Consider the following 23,376-nt stretch of genomic DNA (forward strand, 5'->3'; position numbering starts at 1 on the left):
TAGGCATCGACCGTGATGGCTGTCGCCCCTGCGAGGTGATGAGCCAGGTCAGTACCTGTTCCGTCAGCGGCCTTCCCCCTGGCCCCTGGTGATTATCTGCGCCAGTGAGAGGTCTGGGACAGTCGACGTCAGCTCGTGGGCATGGTGGTGGCAGGAAGATGAACCTCCAGCACGACTGCGGTGCCGGCCACGGTCCGGTCCTCATGCATGCTGATCTCTTGCCCGGTTTCGACGTGCTTCCAGTGAGACGGCGTGAGAGGCACGAGGCGAACAGTGGCCCGGCCGCCGGGCTCCAGAAAGGGCATGTCCTCGACCCAGAGCCCGGCAATGCTCACCGAAGCACGCCCAGCGGGTGAGAGGTTCCCGATGTCCCACATGGGCCGCAAAACCCCGTGGCCAACGATTGGTGTCCTGCGTCGCGCTTCTGCGGCTGGACGAAGTGTCAGAACCGCCCGGACCATCCCGTTTCGAATCTCAGAACACCGCCAGTGGCACCAAGCTGCGCTCCGCTCAAGACGGAGTTGCTCAGCTGCCTCAGCCAACTGCTCCCAAAACGACAAGGGCAGTGGATGCCCGTCTCCCAGCGCCTCCAGCAGGCTCAGGGCGGTCTCCCATTCGTCGTGGGCGAGGTAGTCCCAGACGTCTCGCACTGTGACGTCGTTTTCGGTAGCGATCTCTCCCGGGACCAGAAGGGAAGCCGATTTGAGCAGCTCGGTGACATCCATGGGGTGATTGTCGACGACGTTGTCAGGCTGCGTCGCCCAGGGCCTCGCGGGCCCCCGTCGCGCGTTCAAGATCGTGGACGGCCTGGATGACTTGGCATCCGAAAGCGGTGGGTGTGGTCGTGCGCCGACGCTTCGCTGCTCTGTGAACCACAAGTACGAGGGCCATCACACGGTGAATTCGAGGAAGTCTCTGACGTCGGGAACGCCTCGGTACGCCCGTAGCTTCGTTCGGAGATCGGCCAACGCGGTGCTTCCGCGGGCGGAATTCACTCCGCCCATGTGCTCGACGGCGAGGTGAGCCATGGCTACGGCTTGTTCGATGGCGTCGAGCTCGAGGTGTGCTGCGGCGGTGCGTGCCTCGTAGATGGCGGCCCCGCGGGGGAAGGAGTCGCCGTCGTAGCTCTCTTGGAGCTCGGCCAGGCCAGTGGTGGCGGCATGCTGGAAGTGGTCCAGAGCCAGGGCCGGGCGCCCGAGGTTGAGCGCTGAGCTGCCGAGGAGCTGGTAGATCTCTCCGAGGTTGACCCAGTACAACGACGAAAGATCGTCGGCGAGTGGAGTGGCGTGGCTGTAGGCATCCAGTGCGGCGTTCGCTTCCCGGTCGGATGCCCGCCGGTCGCCCGCGCGCGCGTGGGCCCGACAAGCCCGGGCATGGAGCATCGCGAGCATCCGGGCGGATCTGGTAGCCCGGCCGTGAACTTTCGCAGCTTCCACCAGCGAAGCGGCTTCCAAGGGCTCGCCGGTCGAGTACAGCTTGATGGCCCAGAAGGAGAGGGTCGTTGCGAGAACTTCCGGATCCTGGGATTCGAGTGCGTCTTCGGCCGCGTCTGCGAAGTGCCCCTCCGCGAGGTCCGGGTGCCCGCTGTCGTACGCGGTCCAGCCGGCCGCCCGCTGGGCATCGGCGGCAGCGGCGAGCAGACGCCGACCGGTTGCCTCGCTGTAGTACGTGGTGCGCAACGCTCCGGCGATCATGTCGAACTCGTTGACGGCGGCGTTGTAGGCGTGGCCTGAGCCGACCTTGTCGTCGAGGTGTCGTAGGGCGATCAGGCGCTGTTCGTGAAGGGCGGCGAGGCCATCGCCCACTCGTCGGCCGGTGCTGGCTGTGGCGGGGACGACGGGTGCGAGGGCGAGGGCCATGCCGCTCGCGGCGGCTGTGATCATGAAGCGGCGGCGTTCCACGGAGTCACCGGCCTTTCGTGGGGCCTTCAGCGCAATCGGGGTCGCGCGGTGCGGCGCGAGCAGGGCATCGGGAACTGCGAGATGCAGCCAGGTCGGCCAGCCGAGCTCCACCACTTCGTGTTGGGGGAAGCTGAGGAGATCAGCGAGCGCGAATTGGGTGGGCCTGTCCGGCCGGGTACCGGTCTTCCAGCGATGGAGCTTCTGCTTGTTGGCTGCGAGATTGCCGAACCCGAGACGTTGATGACGTGCCGCGACGCGTTTCAGGAACGCCTCCGCTTTTCCCCCGTGGTGCGCGACGAGGTATTCGAGCCGATCCCCGACTTCGCTCAACGGTGCCCCCTCCGCTGCTGGACGGCCGTCCAAGTGTCTCCGGACAGGGCCGCACGCGGGAGACCCTTCGCGGGGTGGATGACCGCTGGATGACCGCGAGGCCACGCGAGATGACGCCGGCGCACTTCCCGCTTCCCCCCGCCGGAGGTGTGCTTGAGGACGGACAGCCGGTTCGTCCTCAGCGCGCTGCCAGTCGGACGTCGGCCCTGACGGTCTGGCTGCCAGATGCGCCGAACGGGATGTGGGATTCGTGAAGTGCACGTCGACAGGGGGAAGAATGGTCTATCCAGGGACAGAGTGGGTCGACCCTGCACAGCCGCGCTCGCGCCCGGATGGTGCGCCCCCCTGCGCGGGACCGAGTCGGGCAACGGCTTCCTCCCTCACCCGACTGCCCGCCGGGTTCGCAGAGGCGGCGGACGGCATCGAGGCCGGCCTGCTCGCGCGGACGGTCTTCGCGGTCGTCCTGGCGGTCTGCACCGGCGCCCAAGACCTGCGTGTGGCGTGCGGGACCACGAATGCTGGTGAGCCCCTAAGGGTCGAGTCCCTCCGTGTGCTTCCGCCGGCCTCGATCCGTCAGCTCTCCGCACAGTGGACGTCCGGCTCACCGATGTCGGTGAACGCCGACTCCGGCGGGCTTGCGGCCCTCCGGCGCCTTGTTGAATCCGCCGTCCTCCCGGCCTTCGACTTCTCGGCAACCGGGTCGGTTTCGCCCGCGCCGCTGGCCCCCCTCACCTGCTCAGTGCGCACCGTCCCGGAGGGATGGGCGTGGACCTTCAGCTCCCTGCCCGGCGCCTGCGACGAAGACGTCCTGCGGGCGCTCACCGAACGGGTCGAGACCGTGTCGCACGCCCTGGCCACCGCGCCGGACCTGACAGCGGAACAGGCCGCCGACTACATAAGACCGCTGGCCTTCGAGGTCCGAGTACTCGGAGGCGCGGGATTCTCGGAGATGACCGCGGCCCTGTGCAGCTGGGGCCACGCCGTCGGGCTGTCCGTCGCGGCACACCGCGTCGAGGCCGAGGAGACCGAGGCGCCGGCGCCGACGAACGGCCACCTCCAGCCGGCGGCGTGGGGAGCGAACCTCGTCGTCCTCCAGCAGGGGCTCGGCAGCCTCCCCCAGCCGAGGCTCACGGAAAGGCCGGACGGCACGAACGGGCTGGCAGCTCAGCTGGGCGCACTGCGGGACGGCCGCCCGGTCGTGGAGTCGAACGCGAACGAAACGCGCGAGCTCTACGACGAGATCGTCACCCGCAACCAGTACCTGCGGCACGGGGTGCAGCTGTGCGACGGCGACGTCGTTGTCGACGTCGGCGCCAACATCGGGATGTTCGCGCTGTTCGCCGCCGCTCAAGCGGACAAAGTCATCATGCACGCCTTCGAGCCCGTCCCCGTCGTGGCCCGGGCCCTAGAGGCGAACATGCGCCTGTACGGGGTCGTCGGCACGGTGACCTGCGCTGCCGCCGGAGCGAGTGCCGGCGTCCGTGCGCTCACCTTCTACCCGCAGTCGTCGCTACAGTCCGGCTTCTACGCCGACGCCCAGGGCGATCAGCAGATCATGGGGGAGTACGCCCGTCACCAGGCCGAGGCGCTTCCCGGACTCACAGCCGAGCTGCGGGCGGTCGCCGCCAGGGCCCTGGCCCCGACGGCCCGGGCGCGGACGGCCGACCGGCAGGAGCTCGAGGTCCCGGTGATCCGGCTGTCGGACTGGATCCGCCGCAGCGCCGTGGGCCGAATCGACCTGTTGAAGGTCGATGCTGAGCGCGCGGAAGAGGACGTCCTCGCCGGGATCGACGACGAGCACTGGCCCCTCATCGTCCAGGTCGTCGCCGAGGTTCACGACCTGGACGGCCGGGTGGAGAGGCTTCGGAACCTCCTCCAGGGCCGGGGCTTCGAGACGGTCGTCGACCAGGATCCGCTATTCGCCGGCTCCGAGATCTTCATGCTGTACGGTCTTCGGCCCGATGCCTCGCGCGCCAAGGCCCAGTGGATGGAGCGCCAGATCGCCGCGGCCGAACGCTGGGCGCAGACGTCGGCCCTGCCGCTGTTCGTGACGGTGCCGCCCGGCGCGATGCCCGCCGAGACGCGGACCGCCCGTCAGGCCGTGGAGGCCCACGGCCTGACCTGGGCCGAACCGCCGCCTGTGGGAGCAGCGGGCACGGCCGGGGAGCGGGACGTGGTGCTGGCGTGGGCGGAGGCGGTGCTGCGCCGGATGACCGCCGATCAGCGGCCGGTGACCAAGGCCGTGGTCGTGGACGGAGACAACACGCTGTGGGGCGGGGTGTGCGGGGAGGTCGGACCCGAGAACGTGGACGTCGCCGGACCCTACCGGCAGGTGCAGAAGGCGCTGCGCGAGCAGTTGACGGCCGGCCGGGTGCTGTGCCTGTGCTCGCGCAACAACCTAGCCGACGTGGAGGCGGTGTTCGCTGCCCACCCGGATATGCCGTTGGCCCTGGGGGACTTCTCGGTGGTCCGGGCGGGCTGGGGGACGAAGTCCGTCGCCGTCGTCGAGATCGCCGAGGAGCTCGGCTTCACGGTGCAGTCGCTGGTCTTCGTCGACGACAGCGCGGCCGAGCGGGCCGAGGTGGCCATCGCTCACCCGGGGATCACGGTCGTGGACCTGCCGGCTTACCCGGAGGCGTTCGCCGCCGCGCTGCACGGGACGTGGCAGCTGGCGCTGGAAGGCACCGGGACCGTTGAAGACCGTGCGCGGACGGCCCTGATCGCGGTGGAGGCCCAGCGCCGGCGGGCTGCCGCGCAGACGGCGACGACCGCCGAGTACCTGGAGCAGCTGGATCTGCGGGTGAAGGTGTCCCCCGCGCGCGAGGAGGAGGTGGAGCGGATCGCGCAGCTCGCGGCCCGCACCACTCAGTTCAACCTGGCGCTGCGCCGCCACACGTCCGGAACGGTCCGGCAGGCGCTCGCCGGTGCCGGGATGGCGCTCTCGGTCCGGGTGTGCGACCGCTTCGGCGACTACGGGCTCGTCGGCTTCGTGTCGGCCGAGGCCGACGGCCGGGTGCTGCGGGTGAAGGACTTCTTCATCAGCTGCCGCGCGCTGGGACGCAGCGTCGAGTGGTACGTCCTGCGGGAGCTCGCCGGGCGGGCTGGCGCTCTCGGCCTGAACGGCATCGCGCTCACCGGCGTGCCCGGGCCCCGTAACCGGCCGGCCCTGGAGTTCGCTGCCGCAGCCCAGGCCCGCTTCGGACTCCCGGGAGCGCCCGATCTGATGGACGCTGCGGCCGCCGCGGCCCTGGACTGGCGGCTGGTCACCGCGCCGCGGGCCGCCGCGACTCCGGTGGCCTGTGAGGGCCAGGCCGCGGGTGCGGCGTCGAGGGTGCGCTGGCCCGTCTCCCAGCAGGCCGCCGTGTTGGCCGCTGATGCCTACCAGCGCCCCAGCGAGACGGCGTCGACCACCCCCTACGTCGCGCCCGAGACCGAGACGGAGCGCATGATCGCGGCGGTGTGGGAGGAGACGCTCAAGGCCGCGCCGATCGGTGTCCACGACGACCTGTTCACCATGGGCGGTGACTCGCTGACCGCCGCCGTGATCTGCGCGCGCCTTCGCCGCCACGGTGTGGACCTGGCGGTCCACGAGCTCCTGGCGCAGCCGACGGTCCGCGGGGCGGCCCGCCAGGCGGGCGCCGCGAGGAGGTCGGCCATCGAGCTGCTGGCGGACGCGGAGGCCGGACCGGCGTCGCTCGGGCAACAGCGCATCTGGGCGGCGGAGGCGGTCGGAGGCCGAGGAAACGCCCAGGTCATCCCGCTGGCGTACCGGGTCGTCGGCCCGCTGGACCTTGGCCGGCTGCGGTCGGCGATGGCGGCGGTCGTCGCCCGCCACCCGGCTCTGCGCACCGTTCTGGTCGACGACGGCGGGACGCTGGTGCAGCGGCGGCTGACCACCGAGGACGTCGACATCGAGGTCCACAACGTGTCGAGCCTGCCGACGAACGAGCGGGCCGACCGGTCGGACCTGCTGGCCCGTCGGTTCTTCCAGACGGTGTTCGACGTCGGCCGAGACGTGCTGCTGCGCGCGGCCGTGCTGCGCCTGGGCCCCGACGATCACGAGCTGCTGCTGATGCTGCACCACAGCGCCGCCGACGGCTGGTCCCTCGACATCCTCCAGCGCGACCTGGGCGCCGTGTACACCGATCCGCAGGCCCTGGCCGGTACTCCGGGTGGTGCGACGTTCGCCCAGTACAGTGCCGCAGCCGCCCGGAGGCACGAGAGCGCCGTGTTCGATCAGGGCGCGGCCGCGGTGCGCGCCGCTCTCGCCCGGGCGGCCGCCCGTCCCTGGAGCACCTCCTCCGGCCTGCCCGCCGAGCCGCGCCACCTTCGCTTCGCCCTGGACGCCGACCTGGTGGCCGCGGTCCGGGCTGCGGCGCGGACCCGGGCCGTCACCCCGGTCTCCGTCCACCTCGCCGCCTGGCAGGTCCTGCTCGCGGCCGCGGCCGGCACGGACGCGGTGGTCACAGGCTGCCCGGTCGCAGGCCGCAGCGAGGAGGCGTTCGCCGACACGGTCGGCTTCTTCGCCAACCTCGTCCCCGTCCCGGCCCGCGTCGACTGGTCCGCCACCGCCAGCAGGCACCTGGAGGCGGCCGTCACGGCCGCGGCCGAGGCGCTGAGCCACGCCGAGGTGCCCTTCGGGCTGATCGCCGATGGCGCCGGCGCGCTGTTCGACACGCTCTTCACCCTCCAGACGCCTGCCGCGCATCCGCTGCGGCTCGAGGGCTGCTCCGTGACGGGCAGTGAACCGGCGCTGTGGCCGGTGCCGTACCCGCTGATGCTCGATGTCCAAGAGCACGCTGACGGCGCCAGCGTGCTGCTGCGATTCGACGCCCACGCCCGCCACCCCGTGGATCCGCTGTGGCTGGCCGAGGCGTACCCGCTCGTCCTGGCCGCGCTCTGCGCCCTGCCCGAACTGCCCCTGCAGCGGCTGCGGGACCTCCTGCGGCCCGGCACCGCCACCGTGCACGACCTGGTCCGCGCCCGAGTGGCCCATCTGCGAGAGGACGGCGAATCCCGGTGACCACCACGAACCCCCGACCCGCCACTGCCGCCACCGTGTGGCAGATCGACGCCGCCGACGGCCCGGCCCTCGCACCGTCCGCACCGCAGCACCACCACCTGGCCGCCCACCGCGAAGCCGCCTTCAGCCCGCCGCTCCTCGAACTGCGGCTGACCGGGCCGCTGGACACCGACCGGCTCCGCGCGGCCGCCGAGCACACCATGCGCGAACACCCCGCGCTGCGCCGTCACCTCGCCTCCGCCGTCGGGGCCCAGCCGCCGGTCCGGCTCGCCCGCCTCGCCGACGACAGCCACACCCTCTGCCTGAGCCCAGCGCTCGGCGCGGTGGACACCACCGGCCTGCTGCGTGCCGCAGCGGCCATCGCCGCCAGCTACAACAGCGGGACAGCGGCCAGGGCGGGGGGCCCGAACCCGCGGACGGTCGACGCCTTCCTCGCCGGCCTGCTCACCGACCCAGGCGCCGCCGCCGGCCGCGAGCACTGGCAGAGCCTCCGACTGGACACGGCGGCCGAGGAACTGGCCCGCGCCCTGGTGATGCGCACCGCCGCCCCCGCCCAGCGCCTGCACCTTCCCGTGCCGCTGGACGACGCGACCTCGGACCGGCTCATCCGTCTCGCCCGAGACCTCCACGTCGGCGTGGACCCCGTGGTGGCGACGGTGTGGCGGCTGCTGCTGCACCGGATCGCGCCCGGCAAGGACGCGGCGATGGGCCTGTTCGTCCCCGGACCGGTGGAGCAGCTGCCGGACACGATCGGCCTGCTGGGCCGCTGCGTCCCCGTGCCGGTGCGCCCGGACGCCGCCGGATCGCTCCCGGATGCCGTCCGGAGCTGCCACCGCGAGATCGCGCTCGCCGCCCAATTCGGCGACTTCTTCACCCACCAGCGGCCGGGCGGCCAGTTCACGGTCGGGTTCCGGCACGTGGAGGCGCCCGGGCTCAACTTCGGTCCGAGCCCGGCCGTCACCGTCGAAGCGGTGCAGGCCGCGACCGACCACGTCCGCCTCGACCTGCACTCCCTGCACACGGCTGGCCGGCTGCGCCTAGCCCTGGACGCGGACAGCGCCGCAGTCACCCAGGAGAGCGCCCAGCGCCTGGCCACCTGGCTGGCCGCCCTGTGCGCCGGCCTGCCGGACCACCTCGACATCCCGGCCCAGGCCGCAGCCGGGCGAATCCTGGACCCGCTCGCCTCCGGTAGCCGCCTGGTCGGCGCAGACCAGCCGGGTACCGGCACGGCGGTGCCCTCCACCCTGGTGGAGGCGTTCGGCGTTCAAGCCGAGCTCACTCCGGCCGCGTGCGCCGCTCGAGACGACGACCAGGAGGTCACCTATCACGAGCTGGCTCACGCGAGCGCCGTGCTCGCCCGGACGCTGGCCGACCGGGGCGTGGCCGCCGGGGACCGGGTGGCCGTGTGCATGAGCCGCCGGGTGCCGCTGCTGGCCGTGCTGCTGGCCGTCGCCCGCCGCGGCGCCGCGTTCGTGCCGATCGACCCGGCCCTGCCGGCCGGCAGGGTGGCCGATCTGCTCGCCGACGCCAGCCCGCGACTGCTCGTCACCGACCTTCACGGCACCAGTGCACCCCCGCCGACTGTCCGCACGCCTGTGCTGCGGATCGACGCGCTGCCGCACGGCTCCCCCGCGGCCGGACCCGAATCGACCGAGGCATGGCCGGAGACAGACGTGTACGTGATCTACACCTCCGGCTCGACCGGCCGGCCCAAGGGCGTCCCCATCACCCACACGGCGCTGATGAACTACCTCGGCTGGGCCTCGCGCCACTACGGCACCGCGGACGGCAGCGGCACCCTCGTGCACTCGTCGATCAGCGTCGACATGACCATCACCAGCCTGTTCCTGCCTCTGCTGACCGGGCAGGCCGCCACCCTGCTGCCCTCCGACGAACCCAAGGACCTGGCCAAAGCCCTTACCCGGGTCCACGATCTGAGTCCGCTGAAGATCACCCCCGGCGGCCTGCGCCTGCTCGCCACTCTCCTGACCGGCGACCAGATCACCCAGGCCACCCGGCACCTGGTCGTCGGCGGCGAGCGGCTGACCGCCGCCACCCTGGACCTCCTGAACGCGCCCGGCCTGCTCGTCACCAACGAGTACGGGCCCACCGAGGCCGCCGTTGGCTGCTGCGCCCACACCCTGCGCCTGGGCGAGCACCCGGCGGCCGACCCGGTGCCCATCGGCACGCCGATCCGGTCCACGACGATCGAGCTGCGTACGCCGGACGGCCGCCTCGCCCTGCCCGGCACCGCCGGGGAGCTCATCGTCACCGGGCCCAGTGTCGCGGCCGGCTACCTGGGCCTGCCCGCCGAGACCGATGCCCGCTTCACCACCGACCCGCACACCGGCGTCCGCTCCTACCGGACCGGCGACCTCGCCGTCCTCGGCCCCGGCGGGCAGCTGGTGATGCTCGGCCGCGGCGACGACCAGCTCAAGGTCCACGGCTACCGCATCGAGCCCGGCGAGATCGAAGCGGTCCTGACCGGTCACTCCGGCATCACCGCGGCCGCCGTCACCGCCACCCGGGGCACGCCAGTGCTCGCCGCGTTCCTCGTCCCCGCCCCCGGCGCCGATCCGGCCGCCCTGCCCGAGGCCGCCACCGCGCTCACGGCCGACCGGCTGCCGTTCTACGCCCGCCCCGACCGGTACGAGGTCCTCGACCAGTTGCCGCTGCGCGGCAACGGCAAGGTCGACCGCCGGGCTCTGGCCGAACGCCCCGCGCCCGCAGCGGCGGGGGAGGCGCTGGACGCGGCCGACCCGCAGCTCGCCGTGGTCGCCGCGCTGTGGAACGAGGTCCTCGGTACGCCGCCCAGCAGCCCGGACGCCAACTTCTTCGCCGAGGGCGGCGACTCCATCAAGGCCGTCCTGCTGGCCGGCCGGGCGCAGCGGGCGGGCCGGGAGCTGACGGTTCACGACATCCTTCAGCGGCGGACCCTTCACCGGATCGCGGCCGCCGTACGCCCGGCCGGTGCGCGGGACGCGGTGGAGCCGGGCCCGGTGCCACTGACGCCCCACCAGGCCGGCTTCCTCGCGCGCGGACTGACCCGGCCGGAGCGGTGGACCGTGCGGTGGAGCGCCGAGGCTCCCGCACCGGTCGACGCCGGGCGCCTCGAACGGGCGCTCGCCGCAGCCGTCGCCGGACACGACGCGCTGCGGACGTCGTTCACCTACACCGGCGGCCGGTGGACGGCCCGGCTGTGCGAGCCCGGCCCGGTGCCGGTGCCGGTGCACGTCCTCGACCTGGACGGCGTCCCGGACGCCTCCCGCGAGCAGGCCGTCGCAGACGCCATGGAGCAGGTGGAGAACGGGATCGACCTCGCCGGACCGCTGGTGGGCCTGTGCCTGGTCCGGGCCGCCGGCCAAGCGGACCGCCTGGTGTGGATCGTCCACCACCTCGTCGCCGACGTCGTCTCCCTGCAGAGCCTGAACCAGGAGCTGTGGCACGCCTACGCCAGCCCGGCCGCGGCGGCGCAACGGCGAGGCGATGGGTACGCGGCGTGGCTGCGGGACCAAGACGGCCGTCCCGCCACACCCTTCCCTTCCTGGCCCGGGTCCGGCGGCCCGGGCGCGTGCCGTACCACCGTCTCCCGGCTGGGCGCGGACTCCCGCCGCTACCTGGCCGATGCACGGCAGGCCGCTCCGCGCTGGGCACTTGCCGTCCTGGGGGCCGCCGTGCTGGGTGCGCTCGCCGAGGTGCGCCCGGACCTGCCGGCCGCGCTGTGCGCCGAGCTTCACGGCCGCGACCGTCCCGGGCTGGACCTGGTAGCCGCCGTGGGCTGGTTCACCGACTTCCGGCCGCTGCGAGCCGAGCAGCATCTGCAGGGTGACCCGGCGGCGCTGGCCGCCGTCCTGCACCACCAGGTCGAGGAATCCCAGGGCCGAAGCGGAGCGCTGCCGGCCATCGCGCTGAACTACCTCGGCGACCTCCCCTCCGGCGAGGAGCCGGACCTTCCGGACGCCGCCGCCAGCCCGCTGTTCGGTCTGGAGGCCGTCGTGTGGACCGGTCCGGACACGGTCGAGGTCAGGTGGCGCTTCGACGAGGCGTTCATCCCTGCCGCCACCGTCACCCGGCTCGCCGACGCCTTCGCCCGCCACGCTGCCGACACGCTCACCGTCCGCCCGCAGACCCCCGTCGGGCCGGCTGGGCTCTCGGCCGCCGACCTGAGCCGGATCACCGCCACGTTCGAGGGAGGACGGTCATGACCGACCGCACGATCGCCGCAGTCCACCCCGCCACCCCCGCACAGCAGGGCTTCCTCCTCGGCACGCTCGCTGCCCCCGGCGACGCCCTGTTCGTCGAGCAGGCTGTCCTCCCCCTGCGCGGGCCGCTCGACATGGCCCGGCTGGAGCGCGCCTTCGCGGGAATGATCGACGGCCACGAGATCCTGCGGACCGGCCTCGCCTGGGACCTGGCCGCCGACCCGCAGCAGGTCGTCCTCACCCGGGGCGAGAGCACGATCGGCGTCGTGGACAGCCGTGGCCACGACAGCGCCAGCCAGCAGGCCGACCTGGAGGAGCTGCTGCGCGCCGAGCGGGCCCAGCCGTTCGACCTGACGCGGCCGCCGCTGCTGCGCCTGGCCGTCCAGCACCTCGACGGCGAGCGGCACCGCCTGGTGTGGACCCACCACCACGGCGTGCTGGACGGCTGGTCACACCTCGCCCTCGTCAACGAACTCCTGCAGCGCTACGCCGGCCACATCCCGCCGGAACGGACGGAGTTCGGCGCGTACGCGGGCTGGCTCGCCGACCAGGACCGGAGCCGACAGCAGGCGTACTGGGCGGGGCACCTGGCCGGCTACCAGCCGCTGCCCGCGGTCGCCGAGCATCTGCCGCTTCCGGACCAGGAGCGTCACGGGCAGCACCGCCTCGCCGTGGACACGACCACCACCGAGGACCTGGACGGCTTCGCCCGCACGCACGGCACCACGGCGGCGGCCGTGCTGATCTCCTGCTGGGGCCTGATCGCCGCCCGGCAGCACGACCGCCACGACCTCGCCATCGGGGTCACCGTCTCCGGGCGCACCGGCGCCTCCCCCGGCGTCGCCGACCTGATCGGGCCCGTCGCAACGACCCTCCCGATCCGGCTGCCCGCCCCGGCGGGCGACACCGGCGACTGGGTGGGCGGCATCCAGGACCTGCTGGTCCAGGCGGAGGCGAACAGCATCTGCTCCACCGCGGATCTGTACGCCTGGGCCGCACTCGCACCGGGCGGGACGCTCTACGACAGCGTGGTGTCAATCGCCAACTACCCGCACACCAGCGACAGCGACCCCCTCTGCGACCTGGTGCTGGAGAGGGCGGGGACCCGGTCCGAGGGCGGACGCACCCGCCACCCGCTCGCCCTGGTCGTCGAGACCTTCGACGGACTGCGGCTGCGCCTGGTCAACGACCGCACCCGCGTGGGCGACGACGACGCACGCGCCGCACTGGACGCCCTGCACGCGATGCTCCGCAAGCTCGCCGGCGGGCCAGCGGCTACGGTCGCCGACCTCGCCGCAGCCGCCCGCGGCCTCACTCCTTTCCAACCCCGCCCGTCCACGACGGAGGCGACGGAGAGCCGCCCGGCGTACGGCCGGGCGGCCGGCGACGGCGACCTGCTGGTACGAGTGCTGGCCGACGCCTTCGCCGACGTCCTCGGCCAGCCGGTCCGCGCCGACGACGACTTCCTGGCCGCAGGCGGACACTCGCTGCTCGCGCTGCGGCTCGCGACCCGACTGCGGACCGCTCTCGGCATCGACCTCACCCTCGGCGACCTGCTCACCACCGGCACTCCCAGCGCGCTGGCCACCCGGGTGCGCCACCTCCTCAACAACGACACCCCCGCCCTCGACCCACTGCCGCCGCTCACCCCCGCCCCGCCCGCAGGCACTGCGGAGCCGTTCGCGCTGACCGGCATCCAGCAGGCCTACTGGACCGGGCGCAGCACCGACTTCGACCTCGGCGGCGTCGACTCCCACCTCTACACCGAGGCCGACCTGCCCGAGGTCGACCTGGAGCGCTTGGCCGCCGTGTGGCGGGCCCTGATCGCCCGGCACCCGATGCTGCGTGCGGTCACCACCGCCGACGGCCGCCAGCAAATCCTGACCGACGTCCCGCCCTACCGAATCCACACCACCGACCTGCGCACCGACGCCGACGCCGAGGCGGAGCTCGCCGGGATGCGCGAGCGCCTGGCCCACCCGCGCCGCGACACCAGCACCTGGCCGCTGTTCACCGTGGAGGCGGCCCTGCTGCCCGGCGGCGCCACCCGCCTGTTCCTCAGCTTCGACCTGCTCATCGGCGACGCACTGAGCTGGCAGATCCTCTACCGCGAGGCCCGGGCCCTCTACGAAAACCCCGCTGCCGAACTGCCCGCACTCGAGGTGACCTTCGCCGACTACGTGGCCCACCTGCCCGCCCTGACCGCCGGTCCGCGCTACGAGCGCGACCGCGCCTACTGGCGGGCCAAGCTCCCAGCGCTGCCCGAGCCGCCCGCGCTGCCGCTCCTGCCCGAACCCGCCGACCCGGTCGACGGGCCGCGGTTCTCCCGGCTGCAGCTGTGCCTGCCCACCGACGACCTCGCCGCGCTGCGCCACGTCGCCGCCACGCACGGCGCGACCCTGTCCGCGCTGCTGATGGCCGTCTTCGCCGAGACCCTGGGGGTCTTCACCAACAGCAGCACCTTCCTGGTCAACACCACCATCTATCACCGGCCCGGTGTCCACCCGCAGATCAACCAGATCGTCGGCGACTTCACCTCCACCGCCCTGACCGGCATCGACCTGGGCGTCGCGCCGACATTCGCCGGCCGGGTGCGCGCGCTGCAGCGCCAGCTGTGGGCCGACCTCGACCACGCCCGCTACAGCGGAGTCGAGGTCCTGCGGGACCTCCAGCAGGGACGGGGCCGTACCGGAGCCGTCGCGCCCGTCGTGTTCACCAGCACCCTGGACCTGGAGGTGCCCGGCGCCGAGCCGGCCACCCCGTTTCCCGGCACCATCAGCTTCGGGATCGGCCAGACCCCGCAGGTCCTGGTCGACTACCAGACCTACCAAGTGGCCAGCGGACTCGTGATCAACTTCGACACCGTCGACGGCCGCCTGCCCGACGGCCTGGTTCAGGCGATGCTGGAGAACCACGAAGCCCAGCTGCGCACCCTGATCGACGACCCCGGCGCCCCGGAGCGCCCCCGCCTGTGCGCAGCTGCCCCGGCGCCCGAGCTCGCCGCGCCGCTCGGCGGCGACCGGCTCCTGCACGAGCCGTTTTTCGACCAGGCCCACCGCAACCCGCAACGCACCGCGATCGTGTGCGACGGCGAGCGCAGCACCTACGGTGAACTCGCCGACACGGCCCGACAGATCACGCACCGGATCACCGCTGCCGACCCCGCCGGGGAACTCGTCGCCGTGCTGTGCCAGCCCGGCCGCGAGCAGGCAGCCGCCACCCTGGGCGTCCTGTTCGCCGGATACGCCTACGTGCCACTGGACCCGGCCTGGCCCGCCGAACGCCTCCACGAACTGCTGGCCGCCACCGGCTCCACGGTTGTCGTCACCGAGCAGAAGACCCGGGACCGCACCCGCCTGCCCGCCGACCTGACCGTCCTCCTCACCGACGACCCCACCCCCACCACCGGCCCAACGGCCGACCAAACACAGCGACAGCGCACCGCCGACGACCTCGCGTACGTGATCTACACCTCGGGATCCACCGGGCGCCCCAAGGGCGTCATGATCTCCCACCTGGGCGCGCTCAACACGGTCCTCGACGTCAACGAGCGCTTCGGCATCGGTGCGACGGACGCGGTGCTGGCGGTGTCCCCGGCCACGTTCGACCTCGCCGTCTGGGACCTGTTCGGCACCCTCGCGGCCGGCGCCACCCTGGTGGTGCCCACCCGCGACCAGCGCCTCGACCCCGCCGCCTGGACCGCCCTGGCCCGCGCCGAGCACGTCACCGTGTGGAACTCGGTGCCGGTACTCATGGACCTGCTCCTGGACTCCCTGCCCCGGGGCGACACGGTGCTGGAGGGCCTGCGGGTGTGCCTGCTCTCCGGCGACTGGATCCCCCTGAACTTGCCCGGGCGGCTGCGCGAGCGCGCCCCCAAGTGCCGCATCGTCAGCCTCGGCGGCGCCACCGAGGGCTCGATCTGGTCGATCCTCCACGAGATCGGCGACGTCGACCTTGCCTGGTCGAGCATCCCGTACGGCATCGCGATGACCGGGCAGAACGTCCAGGTCCTCGACGACCAGCTTGCGCCGTGTCCCGCGCACGTCCCCGGCCAGCTGTACATCAGCGGCCACGGCACCGCGCTGGGCTACTGGCAGGCCCCGGAGCTGACCGAGGCCGCATTCGTCTTCGACGGCCGTACCGGCCGCAGGCTGTACCGCACCGGCGACTGGGGGCGGCTGCGCCCCGACGGCACCCTGGAGTTCCTCGGCCGCCGCGACGCCCAGGTCAAGATCCGCGGCTACCGCGTCGAGCTGCGCGAGGTCGAGACGGCGCTGCGCGCTGTCCCCGGAGTCGAGCAGGCCGCCGTCGTCACCACCGGGGAGCGCACCGACCGGCGCCTGGCCGCCTTCGCCGTCACCGCCCGGCCGCTGGACACGGTGCGCGCCGACCTCGCCCGCCGCCTGCCCGCCCACATGCTCCCGGCCTTGTTCACCATCCTGCCCGAGCTGCCGCTGAGCGCCACCAGCAAGGTCGACCGCGGCGCGCTCGAGCGCCTCGCCGCCGATCTCGACCACTCCGCACCACAGCACGCCGCCGGGACTACTCGCCACGACGCCAGCCTGGAGGAGAAGGCGCGGGCGGCGCTGGCAGCGATCGTGCCCGGCCGGGCCGGGCTGGACAATGACCTGCTCGCCTTCGGAATCACCTCCGTCGATGTGATCCGCCTGGCCAACGCCATCGAGCAGCACACCGGACAGCGCCCCGACCTGAAGGCGTTCTACGCCGTCCCGACCTTGCGCACCCTCCTCCAGCACGCCAACGCGCCCGCCGACGACCCGGTGCCGACCGCGCCGGGCGTCTGGTCCGGCTGGCCGCAGCTGACCGACCCCACCGAGCGGGCCGCCTTCCGAGCCACCCGGCCCGCCCACGGCCCGGCCCCCGCCTCCCGCACCCTCCCGGAACGGGAGCCCGGCCGCCTGGACATCCGGGCCCGGCGCCGCACCCCGCGCACTTTCGACCCCCGCCCGGTCACCCTGAACGCACTCGCCGCCCTGCTGGAGAGCCTGCGCCGCACCGACACAGGCGGCCGGCCTGCCTTCCTCTACCCCTCGGCCGGCGGCCTGTACGCCGTCCAGGTCCACCTCCACGTACGGCCCGGCCGCGTCCAGGACCTGCCCGGCGGCCTGTACGGCTACCACCCCGACGCCCACGACCTCACCCCTCACGCCCCGGACATCGATCTCGACCCCGGCATTCACCTCGGCCCGGCCAACCGGCCGCTGGCCAACACCGCGGCATTCACCGTGTTCCTGGCGACCGACCCCTCCGACTCCGCCCCGCTGTACGGCTGCGACGCCGAGCCCCTCGCCCTGCTGAACGCCGGCTACATGGGCCAGCTGCTGTGCCACACCGCCACCGAGGCAGGCCTGGGGCTGGCACCGGTGCACGGCGTCGACTTCGACCGCATCCGCTGGCTGCTGCCCGACGGCGAGCGCCTCGTGCTGCTGCACACCCTCCTCGGAGGCGTCCCCGACCACCCCGCCACCGAGGGAGAGCCCGCATGACCACCGCCACCGCACCCCTGGTCGTCACCGACATCGCGCCGCTCTCGCCCGGCCAGGAGCGCCTGTTCGACGCCGAGTTCGCCCTGCCCGACGGCTCCTGGCCCGCCCCGGGCACCCCGACCCGGCTGCGCCCGATCGACACCGCCGCCATCCGCATCGACGGCCCCCTGGACACCGCCGCACTTCGGAGCGCCGTCACCGCGCTGGTCGCCCGGCAGTCCGCGCTGCGCACCAGCTTCCGCCGCCGGGCCGACGGCACGCCCGTGCAACTCGTCACCGGCCACGCCCCGGCCCCGATGACCCACGACACGCTCGACCTCCCGGCCGGGCAGGAGGTCCCCACGGCAGAGGAACTGCTCCAGCACGCCCCGGCCCACCTGGTCGACCCCCGCCACGACCCCCTGTTCCGCGTCCACCTACTGCGCCTGGACCAGGAACGGCACGTCCTGCTGCTGCAGATCCACCATGCCGTCAGCGACGGCTGGTCCATCGGCGTCCTCTACCGCGACCTGTCCGAGCTCTACAACACCGCCCGCACCGGGCGGGACGCGGGCCTGCCCGCGATTCCCCGCACCTTCACCGCCCACAGCCGACAGATGCACGTCGAGCGCGGCGGCCCCGAGGAACAGCGCCAGCTCGCCTACTGGCTCCGCCGACTCGCCACGCCACTTCCCGGCCACCCGGCCGAACCACCGGCTGACGGACTGAGCCCGGTGGACGTCGAGCCCGTCCTCGTGCCCGCCGACCTCGTCCGGAGCCTGCGCGCGACCGCGGCCACCAGTGCGCAGCGCGGTGGCGTGGCCGGACCGTTCCTCGCCGCGCTCGCCCTGGTCCTGCACCACTTCGGTGGCGAGCGGGACGTGCGGATCGGCATGATGATCTCCAACCGGGCCCGGCCCGGGGCCGAGCACCTGATCGGCTACTTCGTGAACACCGCCGTGATCCGGCTGCGCATCGACCCGACGATGACCGCCGGGCAATTGGTAGCGAAGGCGAACGCCGCCGTCACCGAGGCCATCGAACACCAGGCCCTGCCCATCCAGGACCTCTACCAGGCCCTGCGCGACACCGGCGCCCTCGGAGCGGGCTCGCTGTACCGGGTGACGCTCGCGCTCAACACGATGCGCACCACCTCGCTGACCCTGGACGGCCTGCACTGCCAGGACATCGACCTGGAGCAGATCGGCCCCCGCCGCGCGCCGACCAGCATCGACCAGCGCTGGGTTCTGGACGCGCACGCCGGCCAGCTGGCTGGAACGCTGACTTGGCGAACCGAGACCGCCACCCGGCCCGGCATCGGAGCCACGCTCACCGGCCTCGACCAGGCGCTTCGCGCCGTCATCAACCCCCACACCACCGTCGTCGACATCACCGCCGCCCTTCCCCGGGCGACGTCGGAGGCCCGGTGAACACCGCCCAGGCCGGCGTGCGGCTGACCTGGCACGCTGCCGCCGGGCTGCTCGACGCGTACGGCCTGACGCTGCGACGGGCTCGGCCGCTGTCGGGCGGTATGGAGAACACCCACCTCAAGGCGCAGACGGCCAGCGGCACGGTCGTGGTGACCGTGCTGAACAAGAAGACGCTCGAGCAGGCCCAGGAGTACGCCCGCTTCCTGCGGCGCCTGGAGCTCACCGGCGCCCCCGCGCCACGGCTTCGGACGCTGCGGGGCGGTGGCTGGGTCACCCAGTTCGGCAGTCGGCCAGTCATCGTCTGCGACTTCGTCGACGGACGCAGCCCCGCCCGGCTGCCGGCCCGCCTCGTCGACGAGGCCGGGCTCCTCCTCGGACGGGTGCACCGCACGGCGGCGGCCGGCTTCGACAGTGCGCTGCGCCCGCACCTGCGCCTCGGCGAGGACGACGCCGCCACCCTGGCCTTGCTGCCTGACAGCGCGTTCGGCCGATGGGCGCGCTCCACCTGGCGGAGCGTCGGCCACGTCCCCGAGCACGACGGCCCCCTCGTCCCGGTCCACGGTGACCTGTTCCCGGACAACATCGTCGTCCGCGGCCGAGGCCGGAGCCTGGTCTTCCTCGACTGGGAGGACGGCTCCCTGGACCTGCCCCACCTCGACGTGGGGATGGCGCTGCTCGGCCTCTGCTGCCGACGCGTCTTCTCTCCGCGCCGAGCCCGCCACCTGTTGGCCGGCTACGAGCGGGGCAGCGGAACCGCCCTGAACGGTGATCTGGTGCGCGACGCGGCCCTCTACGCGGCCGTCCTTGTCGCGCTGCGCCGCCACCGCTGGCAGCAGGAGCACCGCCGCCTGCCCGCCGGGCGCTCGGCCGCCGCCATGCACCACCTGGCCGCATCCCTGGCCGACCACTGGACGCAGCTTCAGCTGTGAACCCGGCCGACCACCTCACCCCACGCGCCCCGCCGGGGTGCGCCCCGACCCTGCAGAGAGCGAACCGCCATGCGTGATCTTGTCCTGGTCGTCGTCCCGCCCAACACGAACACGGTCATCACCGGCCGGCTGCTGACCGTCACCCGCCCCGAGGAGCACTCCGACTGGTCGGACTTCCTGGGCCTTGGTGCGCTGTCCCTCGTCTCCTCGCTGGCGACGAACCCGGCGCTGGAGCCGGTCTACCTGGACTGCACGATCACGCCATTGAAGGACGTCCTGGAGTACATCACCGCCCACTCCGACCGCATCCTGGCGGTCTGCCTGGGCATGCTGACCGCGAACTACGAAGCCGGCGTCCTGATCGCCAAGCACGCCAAGGCCACCGACGCCCAGATCACCACCGTCGCGGGCAACGACCACTTCAGCGCCCTGTCCGAGGCGTGCATGAACGCCTCGACCAGCCTGGACTACGGCTTCGTCGGCAACGAGATCGTCGGCCCCTTCGCCGACCTGATCGGCGCCCTGCGCGCCCAAGCGCCGATCGACCCGGCGGCGTTGCCCGGCCTGGTGTACCGCACCGACGGCCGCGTGCACACCACCGCCCCGCACGCGGAGCCGGTCTTCTCGGGCTACGACTACACCCTGGTGGACCGCGCCTTCCCCCAGACGCCGCTGTACACCAGGCAGTTCGGCCACCGGATCGCGCCGCGGATCCGCGAGTTGCTCGGGCGCACGGTCACGGCCGGCGTGCCGGTCGACATCGGCCGCGGCTGCGTCAAGTTCGCCGCCGACGACGCCTGCTCGTTCTGCTCCATCCACCCCGGGCAGCTGTGGCGCAACCAGCTCAACCCCGCCCAGGCATGGACCGCCATCGAAGCGGCCTTCAATGTCGGCTACGACTACCACTACCTGACCGCCGACGAACTCCCGCTCACCTTCGCCCAACTGCTGCACGGCATGGCTACCGACACTCCCGCCTGGTGGTCCGCGCTCGGCGAGGACGAGCGGCCCCTCCTGGTCGGGTACGGCCGCGCCGACGGCATCGCCGATCCCCGCAAGACCGCGCTGCTCACCTCCCTCGGGGTGCGCCAGATCATGATCGGCATGGACGCCGGTGCGCCGCTGTCACTCGCCGCCATGAACAAGCCGGTCGGCGGCCGGCGCCGCAACGTCCTCGCCGAGGCCGAGAAGCTGTACAAGCTCAACTCGACGGCGATCACCGTCGCCCGCGACCACGGCATGCTGATCCGCGCCGGATTCGTCGTCGGCCACATCGGCATGACCCGGGCCCTGCTGGCCGAGAACCTCGAACGGATCCTGGCCCTGATCACCGAGGGCGGCAAGCACGGCGTCTTCTCGGCGGTCGACGTGGAGGTCCTCTCCCCGCAGCCCGGCGCCCGCGACTACACCTACCTCACCACCCCCGACGCCGCCCGGCAGGCCGCCGCGAAGCTCGGCCTCACCATCGCCGACGACGCCACCCTCGCCGCGGTCTCGGCCCGCTGGGCACACCAGGACGTGGTGATGCCAGAGGACGCGATGCGGGACTACACCCTCGCGGTGATGCCCGAGATCGAATTCGAAGACCTCGCCCGGGCCCGCGCGGACATCCGTGCCCACGCCAAAACATGCGGCGTGGTCATCGGCGAATGACCCCGACCGCCCCCGCCCGGAAGGAGACGACATGCACCTGACCCCCGCCGAGCAGGGCCGGCTGCTGCTGTACACGGCCACCCTGCTGGCCCGCGAGCGTCAACAGCGCGGCGTGAAGCTCAACGTTCCCGAGGCGACCGCACTCATCGCCCATGCTGCCTGCGAGGTGGCCCGCGACGGTGGCCGGCTGGAGGACGCGGTGGCCGCCGGGCGTGCCGCGCTCACGCCCGCGGACGTGCTGCCCGAGGTGCCGGGCATCCTGACGGAGATCCAGGTCGAGGCCGTCTTCGCCGACGGCTCCAAGCTCATCGTCATCACCCACCCCCTCGGGCCGACCTCCGACCCGTCACATGCCCCCGGTGCCGTGGTGCCCGCCGATCAGCCGCCTGCCGAGTACGCCGGCCTCGTACGGATCGAGGTCACCAACACCGCCAGCGTGCCGGTCACCGTCACCTCGCACTTCCACTTCTTCGAGGCCAACCGGGCCCTGGCCTTCGACCGCGCAGCCGCCTACGGCCGCCACCTCGCCCTGCCGGTCGGAGCCAGCACCCGCTTCGAGCCCGGCATCATCGAGCAGGTCAAGCTGACCCCGATCGGCGGCGACCGGATCGTCATCGGTTTCGCCGGCCTGGTCGACGGCCCCCTCGATGCTCCCGGCACGTTCGAAGCCGCACTCACCCGCGCCCACGTCGCCGGATACCTCGACACCGGCCCCACCACCGACCCGGAAGGCAACCTGTGAGCAGCCACCTCAGCTACGCGCAGCAGTACGGTCCGACCACCGGCGACCGCGTCGGTCTGGCCAACACCGGACTGAGCCTGCGTGTCGAAGGCGACGCCCAGCAGCGGGGCGATGAGTTCCTGACCGGCTACGCCAAGACCGGCCGCGACGGCATCCACTACCAGGCCCGCCTCACCGACCGGACCTGCGACCTGATCGTCAGCAACGCCCTGCTCGTCGACCCCGTCCTCGGCGTCCGCAAGGCCTCCATCGGCATCAAGGACGGCCGCATCGCCGCCGTCGGCCGCGCCGGCAACCCCGACACCCTGGATGGCGTGGATGTCCTCGCCGGCACCGGCACCACCGTCATCCCCGGCGAAGGCCTCATCGCCACCGCCGGCATCATCGACACCCACGTCCACCTCTGCTCACCCGGCATCATGGGCGCAGCCCTGGCCGCCGGCGTGACCACGATCGTCTCCCAGAACTTCGGCCCGACCTGGGGCTGCGGCGTCACCACGCCTACCGAACTGCGCCACGCCCTGCGGGCCTTCGACGCCTGGCCGGTCAACATCGCCATGCTCGCCCGCGGCTCCTCCTCGGATCCGGACTCACTGCTGCGAGCCCTGGAGCAGGGCGGCGCCTCCGGGTTCAAGGTCCACGAGGACATGGGCGCCCACGCCCGGACCCTGGACACCGCGCTGACCATCGCCGACGACCACGACGTCCAGGTCGCGCTGCACAGCGACACCCTCAACGAGGCCATGTGCGTCCAGGACACCCTCGCGGTTATCGGCGGCCGCACGCTGCACGCCTTCCACGTCGAGGGCTGCGGCGGCGGCCACGCGCCGAACGTCCTGCAGCTGGCCGGCCTGGCGAACATCATCGGCTCCTCCACCAACCCGAGCCTGCCCTACACCCGCGACACCACCGCCGAGCACCTCCACATGATCGCCACCGTCCACCGGCTCGACCCCGACGACCCCGACTGCCGGCGGATGGCACATGACCGGATCCGCACCGGCACGCTCGGCGCCGAAGACGTCCTACACGACCTCGGCGTCATCCCCATCACCTCCTCCGACTCCCAGGCCATGGGCCGCATCGGGGAGACCGTCCGCCGTACCCTGGCCGTCGCCGCCAAGATGCGCGCCCTGGACCCCCAACCGGGCCGCGACGACAACCAACGCGTCCTGCGCTACATCGCCAAACTCACCATCAACCCCGCCATCGCCCACGGCATGGCCCACGAGATCGGTGCACTCACCCCCGGCCGCCTCGCCGACATCGTCCTGTGGCACCCGGCCTACTTCGGCGCCAAGCCGCACCTCGTCCTCAAGGCCGGCTACCCCGCCTGGGGCGCGACCGGCGACCCCAACGCGTCCACCGAGACCAGCCAACCGCTCGTCCTGGGACCCCAGGTCGGCGCGTACGGGGCCACCGCGGCAGACCTGTCCGTCGCCTTCGTCAGTCGCGCCGCGCACGACAACGGCACCGACACGCTGCCCACCCGGCGTCGCCGCGCCGCCGTCCGCGACACCCGCACGATCGGCCTGGCCGACATGAACCGCAACGACCGGCTCAGCGACGTCCGCGTCCACCCGGGCACTGGGCACGTCACCCTCGACGGCGACTCCATCAGCTCCCCGCCCGCCCAGGCCACCGCGCTCAGCCAGCTCTACTTCCTGTAACCCGGCCCGA

Annotated in this window: 10 protein-coding genes; 8 read left to right on the forward strand and 2 right to left on the reverse strand. The window is 72.8% G+C overall.

What is annotated here, in order from left to right; all coding sequences use genetic code 11:
• Positions 1-128: 128 nt before the first annotated feature.
• Together ACWDZ7_RS35900 and ACWDZ7_RS35905 are read right to left on the reverse strand one after the other, a co-directional pair.
• Positions 129-725: a hypothetical protein gene (locus tag ACWDZ7_RS35900; RefSeq protein WP_451802940.1), complete on the reverse strand. Its 597-nt coding sequence runs from the start codon at positions 723-725 to the stop codon at positions 129-131.
• A 165-nt stretch (positions 726-890) separates the two neighbouring features.
• Complete coding sequence (locus ACWDZ7_RS35905) at positions 891-2,231, reverse strand: transcriptional regulator (RefSeq protein WP_451802941.1); 1,341 nt, start codon at positions 2,229-2,231, stop codon at positions 891-893.
• Between the two features lie 739 nt (positions 2,232-2,970).
• On the opposite strand from ACWDZ7_RS35905, the gene ACWDZ7_RS35910 reads away from it, so the two are divergent.
• The 8 genes from ACWDZ7_RS35910 (at position 2,971) to ACWDZ7_RS35945 (ending at position 23,366) form a co-directional block, all read left to right on the forward strand.
• Positions 2,971-7,254, forward strand: coding sequence for an FkbM family methyltransferase (locus ACWDZ7_RS35910; RefSeq protein ID WP_451802942.1), 4,284 nt, complete (start codon positions 2,971-2,973; stop codon positions 7,252-7,254).
• On the forward strand, positions 7,251-11,459 hold the full coding sequence (locus ACWDZ7_RS35915; protein ID WP_451802943.1) for an amino acid adenylation domain-containing protein: 4,209 nt from the start codon (positions 7,251-7,253) through the stop codon (positions 11,457-11,459). The genes ACWDZ7_RS35910 and ACWDZ7_RS35915 overlap by 4 nt, the downstream gene beginning before the upstream one ends.
• Complete coding sequence (locus ACWDZ7_RS35920) at positions 11,456-16,963, forward strand: amino acid adenylation domain-containing protein (RefSeq protein WP_451802944.1); 5,508 nt, start codon at positions 11,456-11,458, stop codon at positions 16,961-16,963. Before ACWDZ7_RS35915 ends, ACWDZ7_RS35920 begins: the two co-directional genes overlap by 4 nt.
• Positions 16,960-18,372 (forward strand): condensation domain-containing protein, encoded by a 1,413-nt coding sequence (locus ACWDZ7_RS35925; RefSeq protein WP_451802945.1) that lies wholly within the window; start codon positions 16,960-16,962, stop codon positions 18,370-18,372. Before ACWDZ7_RS35920 ends, ACWDZ7_RS35925 begins: the two co-directional genes overlap by 4 nt.
• Positions 18,369-19,301 (forward strand): phosphotransferase, encoded by a 933-nt coding sequence (locus ACWDZ7_RS35930; RefSeq protein WP_451802946.1) that lies wholly within the window; start codon positions 18,369-18,371, stop codon positions 19,299-19,301. The genes ACWDZ7_RS35925 and ACWDZ7_RS35930 overlap by 4 nt, the downstream gene beginning before the upstream one ends.
• A gap of 69 nt (positions 19,302-19,370) precedes the next feature.
• Positions 19,371-20,954, forward strand: coding sequence for a hypothetical protein (locus ACWDZ7_RS35935; RefSeq protein ID WP_451802947.1), 1,584 nt, complete (start codon positions 19,371-19,373; stop codon positions 20,952-20,954).
• A 31-nt stretch (positions 20,955-20,985) separates the two neighbouring features.
• Positions 20,986-21,696: an urease subunit gamma gene (gene ureA, locus ACWDZ7_RS35940; protein ID WP_451802948.1), complete on the forward strand. Its 711-nt coding sequence runs from the start codon at positions 20,986-20,988 to the stop codon at positions 21,694-21,696.
• Complete coding sequence (locus ACWDZ7_RS35945; protein ID WP_451802949.1) at positions 21,693-23,366, forward strand: urease subunit alpha; 1,674 nt, start codon at positions 21,693-21,695, stop codon at positions 23,364-23,366. Before ureA ends, ACWDZ7_RS35945 begins: the two co-directional genes overlap by 4 nt.
• Positions 23,367-23,376: the final 10 nt, after the last annotated feature.

The organism is Streptomyces sp. NPDC003032 (assembly GCF_053591415.1).